Source organism: Streptomyces xiamenensis (genome assembly GCF_000993785.3).
Taxonomy (GTDB): domain Bacteria; phylum Actinomycetota; class Actinomycetes; order Streptomycetales; family Streptomycetaceae; genus Streptomyces; species Streptomyces xiamenensis.
Genome location: NZ_CP009922.3, coordinates 224,293 through 247,839, shown reverse-complemented (window position 1 = coordinate 247,839; position 23,547 = coordinate 224,293). Strand labels below are relative to the sequence as shown.

Below are 23,547 nucleotides of genomic sequence, written 5' to 3'. Positions count from 1 at the left end.
CGATCGCGTGAGGCTGATGCCGTGGCCTTGAGCGGCAGTCCCCTGGCCCTGGTCAGCGTGTCCAGCGCGGCGGCCCTGTTCGGGCTGATGGCGCTCCTTGATTTTCGCCCCCTGCTCACGGGCTCGGCAAACGTGCTCAGTTGATCTCCCAATGCCCCTGCGGATTATCAACTCGCCGTTTTGATCTCTGCGGGGATGGTGACTCCTGCCGTGTTGGCGAGGTGGTGGATGTCGTCGAGGGTGAGCATGGGGCGACAGCCGGTGCCGGAAGCCGTCGGCCGGGTCCGGTTGCATGATGTGATCTCCATAGGGTTCTCGCGACCACCGATGGAAACCGCCCGCTGTCCAGCGGACGGTGCTGCCATTCCGCCATGCCGGCCATCACCCTGTCGGTGATCGTGGACTTGGAGATCTCCGCTCCGTACACCTCGGCGAGATACGCGGAGATCTCCCCATGCGTCAGCCCCTTCGCCGACAGCGCATTTCGCCCACCTCGCCCGGACGCCGCTGCCGCTTGTTGACCAGCTGCGGCTCCAACAACCCTGCCCTATCCCGCGGCACCGCGATCTCGACCGGCCCCGACCCGGTGATCACCGTCTTCGAGCAGCGCCCGTTGCGGTAGTTGTCCCGGCCGCCCTCGGCCCGCTCACCCGGCTCGTGCCCCTCCAGCGCGGACTCCAGCACCCGCTTGGGTAGACGGACAAGACAGGGATGGGCCCGCAGTGCTCCTTGCCGCCCTCGGGCTGGCTCACTGATAGCGTCCCGCCGCCGGCCGACACCCGCGGTGTGGCTCGACAGAGGCATGAAGGTGACGCAGTGACTTCGAGTCAGGGTGCCCACCGCACTCCCTGTCCTGTCTCATCGAGTGCGAGGGCAGCCTGTGATCCTGATCGGTGTCGATCCCCACAAGTCGTCCCACGCCGCCGTCGCCGGCCACCAGGTCGCCCAGCGCCGGTTAGTGGTGAACTCCGGCACCTTCCGCCAGCGGATGCGCTGGTGCGAGCAGTGGCCCGACCGTCCTTTAGCGGTCGAAGGCGTCGGCTCGTGGGCGGCCAGGAGGGCCTGATCGCCGACATCGTGTTCACCCTCCTCGCGGAAAGTGAGACACCGTCCGCCGACTGGCACGAGACGAAGGCGCCGTCGAACCCGGCCATGCCGAAAAAGGCGAGGGCATTCGCCACCGACTACCAGGGGAGGCTCCTCCCTTCCCAGGTGGTGAAGGTCGCGGTGGGCCCCTCCGGCCCGAGTCGGGCGACGCGCACCACCTCGCGGGCGGCGTCCTCGATCGACTCCGTACCTTCGAAGTTGACCAGTTGGGTGCGCGCGAATCCCGGCGAGACGAGATTGATTTTGATGTCGGTTGCTTCCAGCTCGATCATCATGGACAGCGTCACTGCGTGGAGCGCCGCCTTCGACGCGGCATAGATCGGTTCGAAGGACGAGTGGTACGCGAAAGTCGGGTCGGCAGCAAGCGTCAGCGAGCCCAGTGCGCTCGTCACGTTGATGATGCGCGCGTCCGATGACTTGCGCAGCAGCGGCAGCATGGCCTGGTACATCGCCAGGGCGCCGAAAACGTTCACTTCCCATACCGCCCGCACCTCGTCCAGCGAGGCAATACTCGGTTTCGCCAGGTCGCGCAACTGGGCCATGTTCAAGGCACCTGTACGGGTGGTGGAGACGCCGGCGTTGTTGACGAGTAGGTCGAGCCGACCGGCTTCCTCGTCGATCCGCTTGGCGGCCGAGGCGATCGACGCCGCGTCGGTCACGTCGAGCTGGAGAGCGACGGCGCCGCTGCCGATCTCGGCGGCCGCCGTTTCGCCGCGGGCGAGATCGCGGGATCCGATGAACACGGTGACGCCATCCGCAGCCAACTCCTTCGCGACGTGCTTGCCCATGCCCTGGTTGGCTCCCGTGACGAGAGCGATGCGGTTCGTGGGCACAAGGCCCTCCCTTGTCCGATGTCGTGCAGTGGGTGAGCGCTTGTGCCACACCGGCACACCTCGCGCTCTACGACAACCATGAGGGACTTCCCGCAGGCCGGGGAGGCCCGATTGAACCTGGTACTGAGAGGACCAGCCGACGGACCGCTGGGGCACAATGGTGTTCATGCCGACGAGGATCAAGGCGGACTTCGGTCAATACCTGCGCCATCAGCGCGCCACGATGGCACCTTTCGGGCAGCCGACTGACGGGCTGGCGTCACGACGGCGGGTCCCCGGCCTGCGACGCCAGGAAGTGGCCGAAACCGCCGGGATCTCCGTCGAGTACTACACCCGTCTTGAGCAGGGGCGGGCGCCCCGTCCGTCGCGAGAGGTCCTCACCGCGCTGGCACGCGCCCTTGGCCTCACGGCCCCTGAGCGGGATCATCTGTTTCGACTCGCCGGCGAGCTGCCCCCGGAGCCGCTCGCCCCTGACTGCAAGGTGAGGCCGGGGCTCCTCCATCTGCTGCGGGGCCTCGACGGCACCGTCCCGGTCACTATCCACGACGGGCGCTTGGACGTGATGGCGCGCAACGCCGCCGCCGCTGAGCTCCTCGGAACGCAATCCAGCACGAGTCGATACAGGCACAACATCGTCCACCAGGGATTCTCGGCCACGGCACGCCGCGTCCTCGGAGACGAGGGTGCCCACCGGTACGCCCGCTGGGCCACGGCTGAGCTTCGCTCTGCGATGGGCCGATACCCGGACGACGAATACCTCCGGTCCCTGTTCGCAGAGCTCTCAGCGACGAGTGCCACCTTCCGGAGCTACTGGGAGCGGGGCGAGGTCATGGCTGATCGGTCTGCCGTGAAGCGCCTGCACCACCCGACACGAGGATGGTTGGTTTTCCAAAGCGAGATGCTGCACGACCCGGAGCGGGACCACTGGATCGTGATCTATGCGCCTTCGGGATGACTCGCCGTCACGGTCGCCGTCGCCGTCCGCGACGCCGACGTGTCCCTCACCGTGACGCGCCGCCGCCGCCGACCCGGCACGGTTACTCCATCTCACCCCAGCGATCCTGGGCACACACCGTCCTCATTCTCCTGGACCATCCGCCACTCTGACCCCTCCTTTCGCAGGGTCACCGAGGCACAAGGGCGGATCCAGACGAAGAGCACGATTTCTAGCGTCGTCTCCATGGACCACCACCACAGGATCCCTGACGAACGCGAACCGGCCCGGCGCGACGTCGGCACATGGGTATTCGCGAGCTCATCGACGCGGGTGCCGAGGTGGCGGCGCCGAACTGGCCGACACTCAAGTGCACGGACTAGGGTCGCTCACACATGACAACCCCGAATCACAGACCCAGGAATGAGCTTGGCGAGTATCTTCGTGCCCGACGCGCTGCGGTTGACCCTGAGACTGTTGGGCTTCCTCGGGGGCGACGCCGGGTTCCAGGCCTTCGTCGTGAAGAAGTCGCAACTCTCGCGGGAGTGAGCGTCGACTACTACACGCGTCTCGAACAAGGACGGGAGAAGCACCCTTCCCCTCAGCTCATCAACGCGCTCAGCCGTGTCCTTGAGCTCTCCAGGGACGAGCAACTGCACGTGCACCGGCTCGCCGGCGACGATCCTGTTCATAGCCGTAGGGATGGTAACGGTGCCAGTGCGCCTTACCTGAACGATCTGATGGATCGCTGGCCGATGAATCCAGCATTCGTCTATGACGATACGCAGGAAATACTCGCCGCGAACGCGCTCGGACGCGCGCTGCACTCCCCATTCAAGCGGACGGACAATTTTGCGCGGATGGTATTCCTTGATCCCGCGGGCCCTAGTTTCTTCGTCGAATGGGAACGGGTCGCGATCGACACCGTGGGTTCCTTGCGTCAGGCGTGGGGAAAGATCACTTCACGCCACCGCGTCGAAACGATCGTTTCCGAGCTGCGATCAGAAAGCGCCGAATTCCTACAGATGTGGGAAACGCATGCCGTCATAGGGAAAAACCACCAACGCAAGTCAATAGACCACCCTGCCGTCGGCCGGCTCACCCTGGACTACCTCACCTTCGCCATCCCTGACACACACGACCGCCATCTGCTCGTGTGCGACACCCCGGCAGGTAGTCCCTCCGAACGGCTCCTTGAACTTTTGGGAAGCCTCGCCGCATAGCCCGCGACTCATGAAGTCACAGGCGAATCCGCGACAGAGCGCTCCTGATCACCGAAGCTGCCCCCGGTGAACGGGAAGCGGGCCCGCGCCCCACGGGGCGCGGGCCCGCTTCCCCGTGAGACCGCGCGACGTGCGCGACCCTCGGTGGGTCACACGGTGACGCGCTCGACAATCTCGTAGTAGGCGTGCAGGTCCAGCCATTCGATGCCAGAGACGACCTTCCCGTCCTTCATCGTCAGGATGTACAAGTAGCTGTTTCTGTACGGCTGCCCGTCGGCGGCACGTCCGGTGCTGTCGATACGGACGATCACGTCGTCACCATCCGCCCAGATGCCGCGCGGAGTGATGGCGAGCGGCCCGTCCAGCCGATCGAACAGCGCCTTCTCCGCGTTCTCGTGAAGATCGGCCAGGCCGCTGTACACGCCGGCAACAGGCCCATGTCCGGCGATTGTCCATTCAGTGGAATCCGTGAATATCTCGGTGAAGAACTTTGTGAAGTCCTCTGCTCCAGATTTCAACGCGGCCTTGACGATCTTGCGGTTCATGCTCTCCTGGGGAGAATACGTCATCAATTCCTCCTGATGATGCTCGAGGTCATCGACACTCATGGCGCGATTTCGCCTCAAGAGCGTCGACATCTCCGATGTTAAGGAAAGAAATATTCGATTGGCAGGCAGTCGTTGTCATGGGTGTGGCGCACCCCCCAGGGCCGATGCGTTCCCGCTCAGCGAGACGTACCGCCTCTTCAGCCACGGCTGGTGCAGTTCCGGTCATCGCTGGCCCTGAAGTACGTGTCATCGCTGGTGGCAGACTTGGTGGTGCCTGACAGTCGAGTGAGAGGGGGCTGCGGTCGGAGAGGGTGAGCCGGCGCGGAGCTCCCACCACCGGCGTTGTGCACCAGCACATCAAGCGGACCGTTGATGGCCTCTCGTACGGGATCACCGAGATCGGCAGCGCCATGGTGCTCGGCGTGGATGGCACGGATCTTGGCCACGGTCCGCTTCTCCTCGGCCTGGCACTCGGCGCCGGCGGGCCCGGGTGGCCAGGTGCCGGTAGTAGCCGGCGCGGGATGCCCCGAGCACACGGCAGAGCCGCTTGACGCCGAAGTCGGCTCGGTTGTCGGAGATGAAGTGCCAGCGGTGGAGTCTCACTTCACCTCCCGGGGCGAAAGTAGGGGCGGCTGCCCGGCGCAGGATCTCGTGCTCCGGGTACCACTCCTTCTCGGCCTTGAGCAGCCGCGCGTTCTCCGCCCGCAGCCGGGCCAGTTCCTCCGCCTCGCTCTCGCCCGCGGCACGGCGTCCGGGCACGGGCTCGACCTTGTCCTGGTGGACCCACGTCCGCAGCGGCTCCGCGGTGACGCCGAGATCCGCGGCCACCGCCACGTACGTCCGCCGTAGGCTCGAAGCCTGCGCGACGCCGAATCACCCTGCCGAACTCACCCCGCCGAGCGCGAGGGCGCCCACTACGCGGCCGCGCCCCTGCGTTACTCCAGAAACCAACTATCTCACTCTTCACAAACCCGGTGCTTGACCATCACGGAAGCCTTGGACGGAATGGCCGAGTGGCAGGGCCGGCCGCTTGCGCTGCCCCTCCAGCAGTGCGCCGGTCGGGCGTCGCGGTCAGGGCAATGTCACTACCTGGGCCGCGTGGGCCAGTCCGGCGCCGAAGCCGACCAGTAGTGCCGGGTCGCCGCTGGACAGCGTGCCTTTGGACAGCAGTTCGTTCAGGGCCAGTGGGATCGACGCGGCCGAGGTGTTGCCGGCCGTGACGACATCCCGGGCCACGACGGTGTGCGGGGCGAGGCCCAGGGACGCGGCGGCGGTGTCGATGATGCGGGCGTTCGCCTGATGGGGCACGAAAGCGGCGAGATCGGCGATGCCAATGCCCGCCTGCTCCACCGCCTCCCGGGAAATCTCCGGCACAGCACGGCTCGCCCAGCGGAAGACCTCCGGGCCAGTCATCCGCAGCGTCGGCCACGGACCGGGTGTGTCTCTGGTGGCCAGCCAGGTACGGTCATGGGCGATCATGTGGTGCCGTTCCCCGTCGGAGCCCCACACCACCGGGCCGATGCCCGGTGTGTCGGAGGGGCCCACCACGACAGCTCCGGCGCCGTCGCCGAACAGGAACGCCGTGCCGCGGTCTCCAGGATCGACGATGTCGCTCATCTTCTCCGATCCGATCACGACGACGTTGAGGACGTCGCCGGAGCGCACCAGGGAATCGGCCAGACCGAGGGCGTAGCAGAACCCCGAGCACGCAGCAGCGACGTCCAGGCTGCCGGCGGAACGGGCGCCCAGCTGATGGGCCACACGGGGTGCGGCGGCCGGGCCCTGTTCGAGGAAGGACATGGTGGCCAGCAGCACCATGCCCACGTCGCTCGGGTGGATGCCGGACCGGGCGATCGCCTTGCTGGCCGCCTCCACCGCCATGGTGATGACGGTCTCGTCGGGACCAGCGAAGCGTCGGGAGACGATACCGGAACGCCTGCGGATCCACTCGTCGCTGGACCCGATGCGCTCGCAGATCTCGTCGTTGCCCACCACGCGTGTCGGCCGGTACGCGCCGACGCCGAGAATGCGTGATCCGGGGCGGCGATCGGGCGCGCGGAGACGGGCCATCACAGTTCCCCTCCGATGGCGGCCGTCGCCGGTGCGCTTACGGTCCTCAACGTGCTTTTCCGGTAAGCATGCATGCAGGCGCGGCGCTGTACCTTGCCGCTTGAGGTCTTCGGCAGCGCACCGCGCCGGACGACGAGGACGTCGTCCGGGATCATCCGGTGGGTCTCCCGTACAGCGTCGTGGACGCGTCGACGCACACCCTCGGCGCCCACGGAGTTCAGGACCCGGCCGTCGGCCTCGACGACCACCACCAGCCGTTCGCGTTCGCCGTCGTCGAATGAGAAGGCGGCTGCGCAGTTCGGCCGCAGGCCTGGTACGGCGCCCTCGGCCGACAGTTCGATGTCCTGCGGGTAGTGGTTGCGGCCTTTGCGGATGATGACATCCTTCAGCCGTCCGGTGACATACAGTTCACCGTCGTACAGGAAACCGAGGTCGCCGGTGCGCAGATAGGTGGTGCCGGAGCCGTCGTCGGCGAGGCGTGCACGGAAGGTGTTCTCGCTCGCCCCGGGCCGGCCCAGATAGCCGCCCGCCACGCAGGGACCGGAGACCCAGATCTCGCCGATCCATGGGTCCGCCAGCTCCTGCCGGATCTCGGGCTCCACGATCCTTATTCGGGTACCCGCGACCGTGGCGCCGCTGCTCACCGCGGGAACGGCCCCTTCGGCCGACTCGGCGACGGGTTCGGCGACACCGTCGCGCAGGGCGTCGGCGGACAGCCACAGGACGCCGGGCTCACGGTCGTCACGGGTACCGGTGACCTTGAGGGTGTTCTCGGCCAGACCGTAACCGGGACACATGGCACGGGAGTCGAAGCCGTAGGGGGCGAACGCTTCGGTGAAGGACCGGATCGTGCTCCAGCGCACCGGTTCGGCACCGTTGACCGCCACCCGCCAGCGTGACAGATCGCCTACGCCACTCATCTTGCTTTCTGCAGCGGCCCGCGCGCACAGTTCGTAGGCGAAACTGGGCGCGGCGGTGTGCGTGCCGCCGTACCGGGCCATGGCCTCCAGCCAGCGGGCCGGGCGGCGGATGAAGGCGTCGGGAGTCATCAGATGCGAGGGGATGCCGGCCCACAGAGGCATCACGACCCCGAAGAGCATCCCCATGTCGTGGAAGAGCGGCAGCCAGTTCACCACTGCGCCGTGCGGCTCGCAGGGCCACAGTTCGTCGGTTTCGGCGACGTTGGCGAGGAAGTTGGCGTGGCTGACGACGACCCCCTTGGGGTCCCCGGTGGAGCCGGATGTGTATTGCAGTAGCGCGATGTCCCCGGGTGCCGGTGGTGTCGGCGCGCCATAGTCCCCGTCGGGTGTCCGCGGTTCGCTGGCCGGGTCCACGCCGTCGGTGGCCACCAGGGTGAGTCCGGCCAGCGCGGGCAGGTCGCCGAAACGCTCCCGCAGGTCGCGGATGACCTCGGCCGTGGTCAGGACGGTCGACGAGCCGGAGTCGTCGGCGATCCGGCGCAACCGCAGGACCTCGTCGCCGTGACGTGGGACCTGCACGGGGGCACCGGTCACGCGTCCGTACATGCACCCCAGCAGCGTTCGTACGAACTCCAGGCCCGAGGGATACAACAGTACGGCGCTTTGGCCGGAGAGCCCTGTGGCGGCGAATCCGGCGGCTCTTGTCCGGGCGGCCTCGTGCAGTTCGCGGTAGGTGAGGGACTCGTGTGGTTCCTCGCCGCTGCGCAGGAAGACGTAGGCCGTGTCATCGGGCTGCTTCTCGCTGCGCAGCCGCAGGGCGTCGACAAGAGTGCGTACGTCCACATGCGGATCGAGCCGGGTGGCGGTCATGCTGTCAGGTCTCCTTGTCGGTCCTGGCGCCTGTCTCGGGCGGGTATGAGGTGGCTGTGGGGGAGGCGGGGCGAGCGGAGAGGGGCATCGTCACTGTCAGCAGCAGCTCCGGCAGTGGGAGATCTGATGCACGTCCGTAGCGGAGACCGGCCCGGTTCTGCGTGTCGGTACGGTGCTTGTCTGATCGTCCATGCAGGGTTCCTTCGCTGTCGTTTGCCTTTCGCGGGCGGGAGCGGCCGGGGCGGTGATTGCTGTTCCGGGGGAGAGGGAGGTGTCCTGGCGCACTGAGGACCCGGGCTTGCTCACAGCTTGTTCCGGGCCGGCACTGGCCGGCGCAGCCGTGCCGACCGCATTGCGCGAGCACCGATCGCCGGCGCCGAGGGTCGGAGGGCGGGTTGGCGACACTGTCGGACAGGACTCTGCCGACTGAGCCGGCCATGAGGGACTCGACGGGCCCCACTTCTTTTCTACTGGCCGCGGGCCGGGGTAGCCACGGTCTGCCGATCCCCCCTTCGGCCGGAACAGCGACCGGTGGGCCTCGGGTGAAGATGCTTCGGATGCCGGCTCCACCGCCGGGGCGGACCGCGGTAACGGGCGAGCAAGTAGGTCTGGACAGCCCCCGATCGCCTGGCCGCAGGCGGACAGGGCACGGCCACGCCACCCGGCGCCGAGGGAATCGACGCGTCGGCCGTCCTCTGGTCGCCGCGAACCGACGTCACCCTCCACCCAGCAGGTCGCCCAGCGCTTCGACTGCGCCGAGCTGATCCGGCGGAAGTCTTCCTCGTCCTCCGCCATCCGCTTTCCCGCTTCTCGGCGGGGCGGACGCCGATGTCGCCGTTTCGCTGTCTGACCGTCGGAACCAGCATCTCGGTCACGGCATCTGACTCGCCGTATCCAACGCCTGGTTGAAGCCGTCGTAAACCTCCGCCCGGCGTGTACCTCCTACGGGGACGTGTCACCTTGCGAATTCGGCCCGGGCCGGACGCCGAGGGGTACCGGGGGAGCGAGGTGGTTCGGTACCGACCCATGGACTGCCGAATCTTGTCCAGCGCTCACCCTGGACCCGACAGTCCCTGTCTGCACCAGTGGCGCTGTGTCAGGGTCGTGATGAAGGAGCGGCCGTGGAAGACGTCGCGGAAGACCCTCACGCATCCGTGGCCGTGCCCGACCGGTCTCCGCCCTGACGCCAGGACATCACCGGAAGTCCCTGATGAAAGCCATGGTGTCTGTGACGCCCGCCCCTTCCTCGCTGCCACATCCCCATAGTTTCCCGAAGCCGACCGAGTCGTCGCGCGTGCAAGAGGAGTGTGACCATGAGTGACATAGACGACGGCGTTGCCGTGGTGGGGATGGCATGCCGCCTTCCACAGGCATCGACACCGGAGGCCTTGTGGCGTCTGCTCCGCAACGGGGAAAGCGGGATCACCAGTGCCCCTCCCGATCGGTGGGGTACGGGTCGGCCGGGGACCGGTAAGCGGTCCTCGGCTCTCCGGGGTGGTGTACTCGACGATGTCGACCGGTTCGATCCCGGCTTCTTCGGCATATCGCCGCGCGAGGCGGCGGCGATGGACCCGCAGCAGCGGCTCTTCCTCGAACTGGGCTGGGAGGTCCTGGAGGACGCCGGTGTCGTGCCCGGGTCCGTACGGGACACCGCGCTGGGTGTGTTCGTGGGGGCCATGTGGGACGACTACGCCCATCTGGCGTACTCGGATGACACGCTCACCTCGCAGCACACGATGACCGGCATACATCGCAGCGCGATAGCCAACCGCCTGTCGTACGTGCTGGGCTCTCACGGCCCGAGCATGGTGGTCGACAGCGGTCAGTCCTCCTCACTGGTGGCGGTGCATCTCGCCACCGAGAGCCTGTTGCGGGGGGAGTCGAGCCTCGCCATCGCGGGCGGGGTCAACCTGGCTTTACTGCACCAGAGTTCGGCCATCTCTGCACGATGGGGAGCGATCTCGCCGGATGGCGAGTGTCACACCTTCGACGCACGGGCCAATGGCTACGTCCGAGGTGAGGGTGGAGGGGCGGTCCTGCTGAAGCCCTTCCGGCAGGCCGTGGCCGACGGGGACCGGATTTACTGTGTCGTCCACGGCAGCGCCATGAACAGTGGCTCGGCCGGCACTTTGACCACTCCCAGTGTCGAGGCGCAGGGCGCGGTGCTCAGGGCGGCCTACCGGCGCGCCGGTGTGGACCCCGCAGGCGTGCAGTACGTCGAGCTGCACGGCACCGGTACCCGTGTGGGCGACCCCGTCGAGGCGGCGGCGCTGGGAGCCGTGTTCGGTCCTGGCCGCGGTGAGACGCCGCTGGCGGTCGGTTCGGTCAAGACGAACGTGGGGCATCTGGAGAGTGCTGCCGGCATCGCCGGGCTCATCAAGGTTGCGCTCTGCCTGCACCACCGGGCCTGGGTGCCCAGTCTGAACTTCGAAGCGCCGCCGTCGGACATCCCGCTCGACCGGCTCAAGCTCGCGGTCCAGCGCGAGCTGCGGACGTGGGACCCGCAAGGTGGGCAGGTGCTCGCCGGCGTGAGTTCCTTCGGCATGGTGGGCGCCAACTGTCACGTGGTCCTTGGTTCTCACCCTTCCGCGCACGATCCCGAACGTGCGGCGCGGCGCGTGTCCCCCGTGCTGCCCTGGGTCCTGTCGGGTCACACACCCGCTGCTCTGCGTGCCCAGGCCGTGGCCTTGTCCGGGCATCTCGACGCTCCACCGGACGACGTGGCGTGGTCCCTGGCTCACAGCCGTACCGCATTCCGCCATCGCGCCGTCGTGCTGGGCGCCACCCTGCCCGACCTGCGGTTCGGCCTCGATGCCGTCGCCGGGCAGCGATCGCATCCCTCGGTGATGACCGGCGAGGCCGGCTCCGGTGGCCTCGCCTTCCTGTTCACTGGTCAAGGCGCCCAGCATCCCCGCATGGGAGCCCAGCTGTACGAGGTGTTCCCCCAGTACGCCGAGGCCTTGGACGAGGTGTGCGCGCACTTCGACCGATGGCTCGACCGGCCGCTGCGCGACATGATCCTCAGCGGCGACGACCTCGACCCGACCGGGTGGGCACAACCGGCGCTGTTCGCGACCGAAGTGGCTCTCTTCCGGTTGGTGCGGTCGTGGGGGGTGCGCCCGGACGCTGTCGCGGGTCACTCGCTCGGAGAGCTGACCGCCGCACACGTCGCAGGTGTGCTGAGTCTGCCCGACGCCGTACGGCTGGTCGCAGCACGTGGGACATTGATGCAGGCCCTTCCGCCTGGCGGCGCGATGACGGCGCTCGAGGCCACCGAGTCCGAGGTCACAGCGCTGCTCGCCGACGAGGCGGAGGTCAGCATCGCGGCGGTGAACGGGCCCTCGTCGCTGGTGATCAGTGGCGCCGAAGCCGCGGTCGGGCGGGTGGCCGAGCAGGTGCGTGCCGCCGGGGGCCGCATCAAGCGGCTTCCGGTCAGCCATGCCTTCCACTCACCCCTCATCGAGCCGATGCTGGCAGATTTCGCCGCCGTGGCTGACGAGATCGACTTCCGTGACCCGGAGATCCCTCTGGTGTCCGGAGTGACGGGACAGGTGGCCACCGAGAGGGAATGGGGTTCTCCCGACTACTGGGTGCGCCACGCACGCCTGGCGGTGCGTTTCCGCGATGTGGTCCACACACTGCGCGACTTCGGCGTGAGGACCGCGCTGGAATTGGGTCCCGACGCGGCGCTGACGCCCATGATCGCCGAGTCGTCGGGCGAACTGGCGGCAGTGGCCTCACTGCGGGTCGGCAAGCCGGAAGCCGTTGCGCTGATGACGGCCGTGGCCAGACTCTTCTGCCGTGGCGTGGATGTCCACTGGGACGGTCTGTTCGATCGTCCGCGTCGTGCCGACCTACCCACGTACGCCTTCCAGCGAGAGGGGTACTGGCTCGATGGCGCACGCGTTTCCCAGCCTGAGCAGCGGACCGAGTCGGACCGTGACCTCTTCGCGCCGCACAAGCGAAGCGAGGACGCCCCGCGCACCGTACGCACGGTGCGCGAGCTGAGCGATGCCGTCGGAGCCCAGGTCGCCACCGCCCTCGGGTACGCGGATCCCGCGCTCGTGGACCGGAACGTTCCCTTCGCCGACCTGGGGCTGGACTCCATGACCGGCGTCGAACTGCGCGACGCACTCAGCGCCCTGACCGGTCTCGCCCTGCCCACCGGGTTGCTCTTCGACCATCCCACGGTGGAACGGCTGGCCGCGCATCTGCAGCAAGTGCTGTCCCCATCCCCGGACGACACGGGGAACGACCCGGTGAGGGAACGGCAGGACAGCGAGCCGATCGCGATCATCGGTATGGGGTGCCGGTTTCCGGGCGGAATCAACTCCCCGGAGGACCTGTGGAGTCTGGTCATCGAGGAGACCGACGCCATCACCCCGTTCCCGGACGACCGCGGCTGGGATCTGGAGACGCTCTATCATCCCGACCCGCAACACCCCGGCACCTCCTACGTCCGCCACGGTGGCTTCCTGGACGACGCCGCCGGATTCGACGCCGGCTTCTTCTCCATCTCGCCGAGGGAAGCGCTCGCCATGGATCCCCAGCAGCGGCTGCTGTTGGAGACCGCTTGGCAGGCCGTCGAAACCGCCCGGGTCGCACCCGCCACGCTGCGGGGGACCGAGACCGGTGTCTTCATCGGCGGCACCGACATGGAGTACGGGTCAAGCCTGTACGACGCGCCGGAGCACGTCGGGGGCCAGTTGCTGACGGGCACCAGCGCGAGCGTGATGTCCGGTCGGATCGCCTATCAGCTGGGCCTGCACGGGCCCGCGCTGACCGTCGACACGGCCTGCTCGTCGTCGCTGGTGGCACTGCACCTGGCCGCCCGGGCGTTGCACGCGGGCGAGTGCGACCTCGCCCTGGCCGGCGGCGCCACCGTGATGTCCTCTCCGGGCATGTTCCTCGAGTTCTCCCGTCAGGGCGGGCTGGCTCCCGACGGGCGCTGCAAGGCGTTCTCCGCAGATGCCGACGGCACGGTGTGGAGCGAGGGCGTGGGCATGCTGTTGGTCGAGCGGTTGTCGGACGCGCGTCGTCACGGGCACCCGGTACTGGCCGTGCTGCGGGGCAGCGCGGTGAACCAGGACGGCGCGTCCAACGGGCTGACCGCCCCCAGCGGCGCGGCACAGCAGCGTCTGATCCGACGCGCCCTGGCTGATGCGCGGCTCGCACCCTCCGAGGTGGACGCCGTGGAAGCACACGGCACCGGAACCACGCTCGGCGACCCCATCGAGGCCGAAGCGTTGCTGGCCGTGTACGGCCAGGGGCGGCCCGAGGACCGTCCTCTGCTGGTGGGCACACTCAAGTCGAACCTCGGTCATGCCCAGGCTGCTGCCGGTGTCGCCGGCGTGATCAAGATGGTCATGGCCCTGCGTCACGGCACACTGCCGAGGACTCTCCACATCACCGAGCCGACGCCGCGTGTGCAATGGGCACAGGGCAACGCGGAACTGCTCACCCGCACGCGTCCGTGGCCGGAGAACGACCGTGCTCGTCGCGCCGCCGTCTCCTCGTTCGGGATCAGCGGCACCAATGCGCACGTCATCGTCGAGCAGGCCCCGGAGACCCCTCTCGCGGCGTCCGTCACCAGGGACGACCGATACGTCGCCTGGGTTCTGTCCGGAACCGACGCCGCGGCGCTGCGGACCCAGGCGCTCCGGCTGCACAGCGATCTTTCCCACCGTGACGACTGGCAGCCCGAGGACATCGCACTGTCCCTGGCGACCACGAGGACAGCGCTGTCCCACCGGGCGTCGGTGACCGGCGCCAGGCGTGAGCAACTGCTGCAGGGTCTGCGGGCCCTCGCCGAGGACACCGGGGACGGGAAGCGTACCGGCACGGGCAAGTTGGTAGTGCTCTTCACCGGCCAGGGCTCCCAGCGGGTGGCCATGGGACGCGAACTGGCGCGCGAGTTCCCCTATTTCGCTCAAGAGTTCCAGAAGGTCCGCGACCTGTTCGACCAACCGGTGCGGCATGTCATCGACGGTGACGACGAGGCCGCGCTGAACCGCACCGAGTTCACCCAGCCGGCAGTGTTCGCACTGGAAGTGGCTCTCTTCCGGTTGTTGCAGTCATGGGGCGTACAACCGGACTACCTGGCGGGCCACTCGATCGGTGAGATTGCCGCGGCCCATGTCGCCGGTGTCTTCTCGCTCAGCGACGCGGCCACCCTGGTGACAGCCCGCGGGCGGCTGATGCAGGAGTTGCCCGCAGGCGGGGCCATGGTCGCTCTCCAGGCGTCCGAGGCCGAGGTCGAACCGTTCCTCACCAGCGGTGTCGGTATCGCCGCCGTCAACAGCCCCACCTCCGTGGTGATCTCCGGGGCCGAGGACGAGGTCACTTCCCTGGTATCCCGGTTTCCCGGCCGCAGGTCGAAGCGGTTGCACGTGAGCCATGCCTTCCACTCCCCCCTGATGGACCCGGTTCTGGAGCGCTTCCGGGAGGTCGTGGCGGGCCTGCGGTTCGGCGAGCCACGTCTCCCCATCGTGTCCATGCTTACGGGTTCCGTCGCCACCGCCGACGAACTGCGCAGCCCCGAGTACTGGGTCCGGCACGCACGGGGCACCGTACGTTTCTCGGACGCGATCGCGACGCTGACCGGCCTGGGCGTCACCACGTTCCTGGAGGCCGGTCCGGACGCGGCGCTCACCCCCATGGTGGTGGAGGCGAACGCCGGCTCGACCGACGTCAGCGCGGTGCCGTTGTTGCGCGCGGACCGTCGTGAGGACGCCACAGCGGTTGCGGCCATAGCCCAGTTGTTCTGCCGGGGACACGACGTCGACCTGGCCGCGCCGACCGGGGACGCCCGGGTGGTGGACCTGCCGCCGTACTCCTTCCGGCGACAGAGGTTCTGGCTGGCACTCACGGAGGGGGCGGCAACGGGCGAGCAGCCGGAACCGGCACAAGAAGCAGGACAGGAAACAGCGCCGGAAGCGGCGGAGGGAAGGTCGCCACAACTGCGTGCCTTGGTAGGGGACGCCTCCGGTGTCGAGCTTCACCGACTGCTGCTCAATGTGGTCCGAGGCGCGGTCGCGACCGTGCTCGGCTATGACACGCCCGGCGCGCTCGACCCTGCCACCAGCTTCATCGACCTCGGGCTGACCTCGCTGACCGCCGTGGAGCTGCACGCTAAGCTGCAGGCCGCTACGGGTGTTCCACTGCCGGTCACGATTGCCTACGACGCACCCACCGCCCTCGCCGTGGTCGACAGGCTGACCTCGCTGGAGGCCCCGACTACGGAGGCCGCCCCAGCGGAAACGAAGGGCGAGCCCGACGAGCCGATCGCCGTCATCGGCATGGCCTGCCGCTATCCCGGCGGTGTGTCATCGCCGGAACAGCTGTGGCAGCTCGTCGCCGAAGGAACGGACGCCATCGCGCCCTTCCCGGACAACCGGGGCTGGGACATGGAAGCGCTCTTCGACGCCGATCCGAGCAGTTCCGGGAAGACCTACACCCGTCAGGGCGGATTCCTGCACGACGCGGGAGGGTTCGACGCCGGCTTCTTCGGCATATCGCCGCGAGAAGCGCTCGCCATGGAACCACAGCAGCGGTTGCTGCTGGAAACCGCCTGGGAGACCTTTGAGCGAGCCGGTATCCCTGTCGACTCGGTACGGGGCACCGCCACCGGTGTGTTCCTGGGCGCCTCGGCACAGGCGTACGGACCCCTGATGCACGACGCGCCGCGGCATGTCGAAGGACACATGCTCACCGGCGGCCATCCCAGCATCATGTCCGGCCGTATCTCCTACCAGCTGGGCCTGACCGGACCGGCGCTGACGGTGGATACCGCGTGTTCCTCGTCGCTGGTCGCCCTTCACCTGGCAGCCCGTTCACTGCGCGCGGGGGAGTGCACGCTCGCGCTGGTCGGCGGTGCGAACGTCATGTCGCTGCCCGGCGCGTTGCTCGAGTTCTCCCGCCAGGGCGGGCTCGCCCCCGACGGACGCTGCAAAGCGTTCTCCGCCGACGCGGACGGTACCGACTTCGCCGAAGGTGTGGGCGTGCTGTTGGTCGAGCGGTTGTCGGACGCGCGGCGCCACGGACATCAGGTACTGGCCGTACTGCGAGGCAGCGCGGTCAACCAGGACGGTGCGTCCAACGGCTTGACCGCCCCCAACGGCCAGGCCCAGCAGCGGATGATCCGCAGCGCACTGGCCGATGCCCGGCTGGGCTTCCCCGACATCGATGTCGTCGAAGCACACGGCACGGGCACCCGGCTCGGTGACCCGATCGAGGCCGAGGCGCTGCTTGCCACTTATGGAGCGGATCGGCCCGGTGAACCCCTCTACCTGGGGTCGATCAAGTCGAACATCGGTCACACTCAGCACGCCGCGGGCGTCGCCGGCGTGATCAAGATGGTGATGGCCATGCGCCACGGCGTGCTGCCCAAGACGCTGCACGCGGAGGAGCCGAGTCCTCATGTGAACTGGTCGGCGGGCAAGGTGGAACTGCTCACCTCAGCCCGCTCCTGGCCCGAGACTCAGCGTCCACGCAGGGCTGGGATCTCGGCGTTCGGCTTCAGCGGCACCAACGCCCACGTGATCATGGAGCAGGGCGACGCCGCGAGGACGGATCAGGGGACCGACCGCCCTCCATCCCCCGCTGTCATCCCCTGGGTGGTGACCGCGCGCAGTGAGTCGGCGCTGCGGGAACAGGCCAGTCGGCTGCTCGACGCGGTGGCGGCAGGCGACGACGACCTCGCGGACATCGGCGCGTCTTTGCTGGAACGCCGCTCGATCCTCGACCACCGGGCCGTCGTCCTCGGGCAGGACCGCGACTCACTGCTGGAAGGACTCATGGCGCTGCGGTCCGCAACCCCCCATCCAGGCGTGGTGACCGGCCGGGCCTCCGTCGGGGACGACGGTGTGGTGTTCGTCTTCCCCGGCCAGGGATCGCAGTGGTCCGGCATGGCCACAGCCCTGCTGGAGACCAGTGAGGTGTTCGCCGAGTCGATGGCGCGCTGCGAGGCCGAGCTGTCCGAGTTCGCCGACTGGTCGCTCCTGGACGTCCTGCACGAGGTTTCCGGTGCGCCGTCGCTGAAGCGGTTGGACGTGGTGCAGCCCGTCCTGTTCGCGGTACACGTATCGCTGGCCGCCGTGTGGCGGTCCATGGGGGTCGAACCCGCCGCGGTCGTCGGGCACTCCCAGGGAGAGATCGCTGCCGCCTGTGTGGCAGGAGCGATCTCCCTGCGGGACGGGATGCGGATCGTGGCGCTGCGCAGTCGCCTCATGGGGGAACTGAGCGGCAAGGGTGCGATGCTGTCGGTCCCGATGCCCGCTGGACAGCTGAAAGAACTGCTGCCGCAGTGGGGCGAGAGGCTGTCCGTCGCCGCTGTGACGGGTCCACAGGTGACCGTCGTGTCCGGCGAACCGGACGCGATCGAGGAACTGTTCGCGAAGCTCGGGAATCTGGGTGTCAAGGCCCGCAGAATCGCCGGTGCGGACGTCGCCGGACACTCCGCCCAGGTGGAGGTCCTGCGTGAACGCCTGCTGGAGATCCTCGCGCCGGTGGCCCCGCGGACCCCGACCGTCCCCTTCTACTCCACGGTCACCGGTGAGCTGCTCGACACGACGGTCCTCGACGCGGACTACTGGTACCGCAACATGCGTGAACCCGTGCTGTTCCAGCCGGCCCTGGAGGCCCTGGCGAGGCGTCATCACCGCGTGTTCCTGGAGGTCAGTGCGCACCCCGTGCTCACCATGGGCGTGCAGGAAACGGTGGAGCAGACCGGCGGCGAGGTGATGGCGACAGGATCGCTGCGCCGCGACCACGGCGGCCTGGACCAGTTCCTGTCGTCGGTCGCGACACTTTTCGTCAACGGGGTCACGGTGGACTGGAGCGCGCTGCTGCGCGGCGCCGCGACGGTGGAACTACCGACCTACGCCTTCCAGCACGAGTGGTTCTGGCTAACTGCGGCCGCCGGAACGGGCGACCGCGCCGGAGCCGTGTCGACCGGCGCGCGTCACCCGCTGGACGCGGCGGTGGATCTCGCCGACGGACGGGGCGCGCTGCTCACCGGCAGGATGTCAGCCGCTTCCCAGCCGTGGCTGATCGGCGAGGTGAGGGGAGAGCGAGCCGTCGTGCCCGGCGCCTTCATCACCGACTGGGTCGTCCAGGCCGGCGACCACGTCGGACTCAGGAAGGTCGACAGCCTGATGATCGGCGCGCCGCTGCTGATGCCCGAGACCGGCGCGATCAGCGTTCAGGTCTCGGCCGGGCCAGCGGACGAGTTCGGACGCCGCGAGGTCACGGTGCACTCACGGCCCGACGACGGTGGTGATCTGCCGTGGACCCGGCACGCCGTGGCGATACTCAGTGAACATCCAGCCCGCGCCGAGTCCTTGACGGAATGGCCTCCCTCCGGTGCTGTCGACATGGATGTCGAGCAGCTGTACAGGGACCTGGAGGCCGCCGGGCACAGGTTCGAACCTGCCGCACGAGGGATACGCCGTCTGTGGCGTGCGAGGGAGGAACTGTTCGCCGAAGTAGCGCTGCGGGACGACTCCGTTGCCGGGGATGTCACCGGGTTCCCGCTCCACCCGCTGTTGCTGGACGCGGCGACCCATCCCCTGTTGGACGAGGAGCGCGCTGCCGTCGTCTCATGGTCCGGCCTGAGTGTGCTGTCCGAGGGGGCGCGCACCGTGCGCGTCCGCCTGACTCCCGGCCCCGATGGTGCGGCGCTGCTTCTGGCCGACGCGTCGGGGGCGCCAGTAGCCGTCGCGGAAAAGGTGTGTGTCGGGCCGGTGGCCCAGGACGCCCCCCGCGTGACCGACGCCGGAGTGCGGGAATCGCTGTACAACCTGGACTGGAAGAGAATTCCGGTCGATCTGCACGTCACCATGGACCACGGGTGGTCGACACTGCTGCCGCCGGAGCTGCCGCACGCCGCCACCTGGCCCCTGACAGGTCACCCGGATCTCGGATCGCTGGCCGCGGGCGGGATACCGGAGGTCATCCTGTTGCCACTGACCGGGACCGCCGGCCTCGATGTCCCCGCCGAGACCCACGATCTGGTGCAGAGCGTCCTGGCACTGCTCCAGGCATGGCTGGCTGACGAGCGATTCGAACACACCCGGCTGGTGATCGTCACCAGCGGTGCCGGGCCCACCGTCCGTGACAGCCGACAGGTCGCACTCGGCGCGGTGTGGGGACTAGTGCGGACCGCGCAGTCGGAGAACCCGAACCGATTCGTCCTGGTCGACCTCGACGATGTCACTCGCGCTCAGGCGGTTCTGCCCCAACTGCTCGCCACCGGTGAATCACAGATCGCGCTGCGCGGCGACGCGGCGCTGGTGCCGAGGCTGGCGAGAGAACACGCCGAAACCGACCCGGCCGTGACGTGGGACGGCTCCGGCACGGTTCTGATCACCGGCGGAACCGGCGGCCTCGGTGCCCTGGCGGCACGGCACCTGGTCGACGAACACGGCGTGCGCGACCTGCTCCTGGTCAGCAGGAGGGGACCGGAGAGCCCGGGCGCCGATCGGCTGCGATCGGACCTGGAGCGGCGCGGCGCCCGCGTACGGGTGGCGCGGTGTGACGTGACCGATCGTGCCCAGCTCGCCTCCCTGCTCGCCACGGTGCCCGACACCGCCCCGCTGTCCGCGGTGGTGCATACGGCGGGCGTGCTCGCCGACGGCATCCTCAACTCCCTCACACCGGACCAAGTGGCTGCGGTACTGCGGCCGAAGGTGGACGCCGCCTGGGCACTGCACGACCTCACCAGCGACCTGGACCTCTCGGCATTCGTCGTGTACTCGTCGGTCGCCGGCGTGCTCGGTAACGCCGGGCAGGGCAACTACGCGGCGGCCAACGCGTTCATGGACGCACTCGCCACGTACCGGTACACCGCGGGGCTGCCCGCCACCTCCCTGGCATGGGGGCTGTGGGGAACCGAGAGCGGCATGGGCTCTCACCTCAGTGCGGCTGACTTCCGCCGCATCGCCGACACAGGCGTGAAGCCACTCGACGCCGAGCTGGGCATGCGGCTCTTCGACACCGCAGTGGCATCCGGGCAGGCGCTGCATGTACCCGCTGTGTTTGATCTGGAAACGCTGCGGAATGATGGCGACACACCGTCGCCCGTGCTCCGTGGACTCGTCGGAGCCGGCCCACGCAGGCAGGCCTCCGACGGGAACGAAGAGGCCGGACTCGTGGAGAAGTTGGCCGGTCTCCCCGCGGACGAACAGGAACGAGTGCTGCTTTCGTTCGTCCAGCACCACGTGGCCGACGTCCTGGGACTGGCTACCCCCGCCTCGGTCAAGGCGTCCGGCCCGCTCAGGGATCTGGGGTTCGACTCACTGACCGCGGTCACCCTGCGCAACCGCCTCAAGGCGTCCACCGCGTTGACGCTGCCGGTGACTCTCGTCTTCGACCACCCCACACCGAGCAGCCTCGCCCGGTTCCTGCACCGCGAACTGGTACCGGACTCCGCACCCCGGGCCGCCGTCGTCGAAGGGCAGGCGGCCGGTCTGATGGACGCCGTAGCGGCCGAGGGGACTCCTCAGACGGCGTCCCTCGACGACCTGGACGGCGCAAGCCTGCTGCGTCTGGCCGCCCGGCAGTCATCCGCGCGATCCGGAGGAGACAAGTGACGAACGATTCCGTCGAGCCGTATGTCGAAGCGCTGCGCAACACACTGAAGGAAGTGCAGGCACTGCGGCAGCAAAACCATCAGCTGGCGGCCGCGCTGACCGAACCCGTAGCGATCATCGGCATGGCGTGTCATTACCCCGGCGACGCGGACTCCCCGGACGCCCTCTGGCGGCTGCTGCTCGACGAGACAGACGCGATCTCCTCGTTCCCCCATGACCGGGGCTGGGAACTGGACACGCTCTTCGACCCGGACCCGCACCACCATGGCACCTCCTACACCCACCAGGGAGGGTTCCTCAGCCGGGCCGACCGGTTCGACGCCTCCTTCTTCGAGATCAGCGACCTGGAGGCGCTGTCCATGGACCCCCAGCAGCGGCTTCTGCTCGAAACCGCCTGGGAGAGCGTCGAGGACGCCCGGATCGACGCAACGACCCTGCGCGGGAGCAGTACCGGTGTCTTCATCGGCAGCAACGCCCAGGAGTACCCCACGCTCGCGACCGAGCGGCTCGGTGAGGTCGAGGGCATGATCATCACCGGCAGCGCCACGAGCATCATGTCCGGCCGTATCGCCTACCACCTCGGTCTGACCGGCCCGGCCCTCACCGTGGACACCGCGTGCTCCTCGTCGCTGGTGGCTCTGCACCAGGCCGTCCGATCGCTGCGCACACAGGAGTGTGACCTGGCTCTGGTCGGTGGCGCCACGGTGATGTCGACGCCGACAGCGTTCATCGAGTTCTCCCGCCAGCAGGCGCTGGCAGGCGACGGGCGCTGCAAACCGTTCGCGGCCGCGTCCGACGGCACCGGCTTCGCCGAGGGAGTGGGGATCGTAGTGGTGGAGCGGCTGACCGACGCGGTGAGTCGCGGACACCGGATACACGCCGTGATCAGAGGCAGCGCGGTGAACGCCGACGGGACGTCGAACGGACTGACAGCCCCCAGTGGCCCCGCTCAGCAGCGGGTGATTCGCCGGGCGCTCGCCGACGCGCGGATCAGCGCCGCAGAGGTCGATGTCGTGGAGGCGCACGGTACCGGAACCGAACTCGGCGACTCCGTTGAAGCCGCCGCGCTCCTGGCCACGTACGGCCAGGAGCGTCAGGCCCACGAGCCGCTCCTCCTGGGAACACTGAAACCCAACATCGGTCACACACAGGCATCCTCCGGCATCGCCAGCGTGATCAAGATTGCGCAGGCGATGAAGGCGGGAGTGCTGCCGAAGACGCTGCACATCGATCGGCCGCACCCCGAAGTGGACTGGGCCGGCGGACACGTCGAGCTGATCGACAGAACCAGGAAGTGGCCGGACACCGGACACCCGAGGCGTGCGGGTATCACCGCGTTGGGCATGAGCGGAACCAACGCTCATGTGATCCTGGAACAGCAACCGTCCACAGAACCGGATCGCGCACCCGGGCGCACGCCGCCGGTGCTGCCGTGGCCGGTCTCCGGACACTCGGCGGCCGCACTGGGAGCCCAGGCCCGGCGGCTGACCGAACACCTCGACACCCGTCCCGCCCCACACCCCACGGACCTCGCGTGGTCACTGGTGCACACCCGCGCGGCGCACACCCACCGGGCCGTGGTGGTCGGCAGCGGTCTCGACGATCTGCGCGCAGGGCTGGCGGCCGTCGCGGATGCGCAGCCCAGCGCGTCCGTGGTGACCGGTCAGCCCGTCGCGGGCGGGGTCGGTCTTGTCTTCACCGGTCCCGGGAGCGCCCCCGCCGGCATGGGCCGAGAGCTCTACGAGGCATGTCCGGCCTACGCCAAGGCCCTGGACGAGATATGTTCGCACCTGGGCGCCGAGACCGGGACTGCGGTGCGGGCCGCGGTGTGGGGAGACCGTGCGCCGCAGCCGCCGGGATGGACACCGCTGGTGGAGTTGGCCTTCGGTGTCTCCTACTACCGGCTGCTGAGCTCGTGGGGCCTGCGGCCGTCCCTGGTATCCGGGCGAGGAGCGAGCCGCGTCACGGCCGCGCACGTGGCCGGCCTGCTGTGCCTGGCGGATGCCGTACGCCTGGCCGAAGCGGTGGAAAGCGGCTCCCGAAGCGAGGTCCAGCAGGTCCTGGATGGGTTGTCCGTCGCCGAACTGGAATTTCCGGTCCCCTACGTCCACGCAGAGCTGCGCACCGCCGGGTTCTGGTTCGGCACGGACACACCCCCGCCGGACCTCTGGAAGCAGCGGGACGTGGCCACCGTCGTCGAATGCGGCCCCGCGTCGGTGGAGGCCGGACCCGGCGTCACCGTACTGCGCGCGCCCGCGGCCGAGCCAATGACGGCTATGACGCTCCTGGCTCAACTGTACTGCCGAGGCGTGGAGATCGACTGGGAAGCGGTGTTTCGCGAGGTCGAGCCCGGCACCGTCGATCTGCCCACCTACGCCTTCCAGCGCGAACGCTACTGGCTCGCGGAATCACGCTGACCAGTCCTCCCACTGAACGAAACGACCCCTTGCGA

At 68.5% G+C, this 23,547-nt stretch carries 10 protein-coding genes and 1 pseudogene; 5 read left to right on the top strand and 6 right to left on the bottom strand.

Annotated elements, in window-relative coordinates; genetic code table 11:
• Positions 1 to 343 precede the first annotated feature (343 nt).
• Positions 344 to 705, bottom strand: a pseudogene (locus SXIM_RS01005) (transposase); the annotation flags it as partial.
• Positions 706 to 880: 175 nt separating this feature from the next.
• On the opposite strand from SXIM_RS01005, the gene SXIM_RS01000 reads away from it, so the two are divergent.
• Positions 881 to 1,066, top strand: coding sequence for a hypothetical protein (locus SXIM_RS01000; RefSeq protein WP_046722671.1), 186 nt, complete (start codon positions 881 to 883; stop codon positions 1,064 to 1,066).
• 118 nt (positions 1,067 to 1,184) lie between these two features.
• Here SXIM_RS01000 and SXIM_RS00990 read toward each other — a convergent pair whose 3' ends face one another.
• A complete protein-coding gene (locus tag SXIM_RS00990) occupies positions 1,185 to 1,940 on the bottom strand; it encodes an SDR family NAD(P)-dependent oxidoreductase (RefSeq protein WP_246156810.1) in 756 nt (251 codons plus the stop codon).
• A gap of 166 nt (positions 1,941 to 2,106) precedes the next feature.
• Between SXIM_RS00990 and SXIM_RS00985 the strand changes: the two genes are divergently transcribed.
• Entirely contained in the window at positions 2,107 to 2,895 is a 789-nt protein-coding gene (locus tag SXIM_RS00985) for a helix-turn-helix domain-containing protein (protein WP_046725366.1), read from the top strand.
• 374 nt (positions 2,896 to 3,269) lie between these two features.
• Positions 3,270 to 4,097: a helix-turn-helix transcriptional regulator gene (locus SXIM_RS00980; protein ID WP_046722670.1), complete on the top strand. Its 828-nt coding sequence runs from the start codon at positions 3,270 to 3,272 to the stop codon at positions 4,095 to 4,097.
• Positions 4,098 to 4,246: 149 nt separating this feature from the next.
• On the opposite strand, the gene SXIM_RS00975 is transcribed toward SXIM_RS00980, so the two are convergent.
• The 4 genes from SXIM_RS00975 to SXIM_RS00960 all read right to left on the bottom strand — a co-directional run bounded on the left by SXIM_RS00975 (position 4,247) and on the right by SXIM_RS00960 (position 8,505).
• Positions 4,247 to 4,705, bottom strand: coding sequence for a nuclear transport factor 2 family protein (locus tag SXIM_RS00975; protein WP_053116059.1), 459 nt, complete (start codon positions 4,703 to 4,705; stop codon positions 4,247 to 4,249).
• A 330-nt stretch (positions 4,706 to 5,035) separates the two neighbouring features.
• Complete coding sequence (locus SXIM_RS00970; RefSeq protein ID WP_168222739.1) at positions 5,036 to 5,479, bottom strand: hypothetical protein; 444 nt, start codon at positions 5,477 to 5,479, stop codon at positions 5,036 to 5,038.
• Positions 5,480 to 5,716: 237 nt separating this feature from the next.
• Positions 5,717 to 6,715 carry a beta-ketoacyl-ACP synthase III gene (locus tag SXIM_RS00965; RefSeq protein WP_046722668.1) on the bottom strand — a complete coding sequence of 333 codons (999 nt, stop codon included), beginning with the start codon at positions 6,713 to 6,715 and terminating at the stop codon, positions 5,717 to 5,719.
• Positions 6,715 to 8,505: a fatty acyl-AMP ligase gene (locus SXIM_RS00960; protein WP_046722667.1), complete on the bottom strand. Its 1,791-nt coding sequence runs from the start codon at positions 8,503 to 8,505 to the stop codon at positions 6,715 to 6,717. The genes SXIM_RS00965 and SXIM_RS00960 overlap by 1 nt, the downstream gene beginning before the upstream one ends.
• Positions 8,506 to 9,818: 1,313 nt before the next feature.
• Between SXIM_RS00960 and SXIM_RS00955 the strand changes: the two genes are divergently transcribed.
• Together SXIM_RS00955 and SXIM_RS00950 are read left to right on the top strand one after the other, a co-directional pair.
• Positions 9,819 to 21,095 (top strand): type I polyketide synthase, encoded by an 11,277-nt coding sequence (locus tag SXIM_RS00955; RefSeq protein WP_046722666.1) that lies wholly within the window; start codon positions 9,819 to 9,821, stop codon positions 21,093 to 21,095.
• A complete protein-coding gene (locus SXIM_RS00950; RefSeq protein WP_053116057.1) occupies positions 21,092 to 23,512 on the top strand; it encodes a type I polyketide synthase in 2,421 nt (806 codons plus the stop codon). The genes SXIM_RS00955 and SXIM_RS00950 overlap by 4 nt, the downstream gene beginning before the upstream one ends.
• The last annotated feature ends 35 nt before the right edge of the window (positions 23,513 to 23,547 follow it).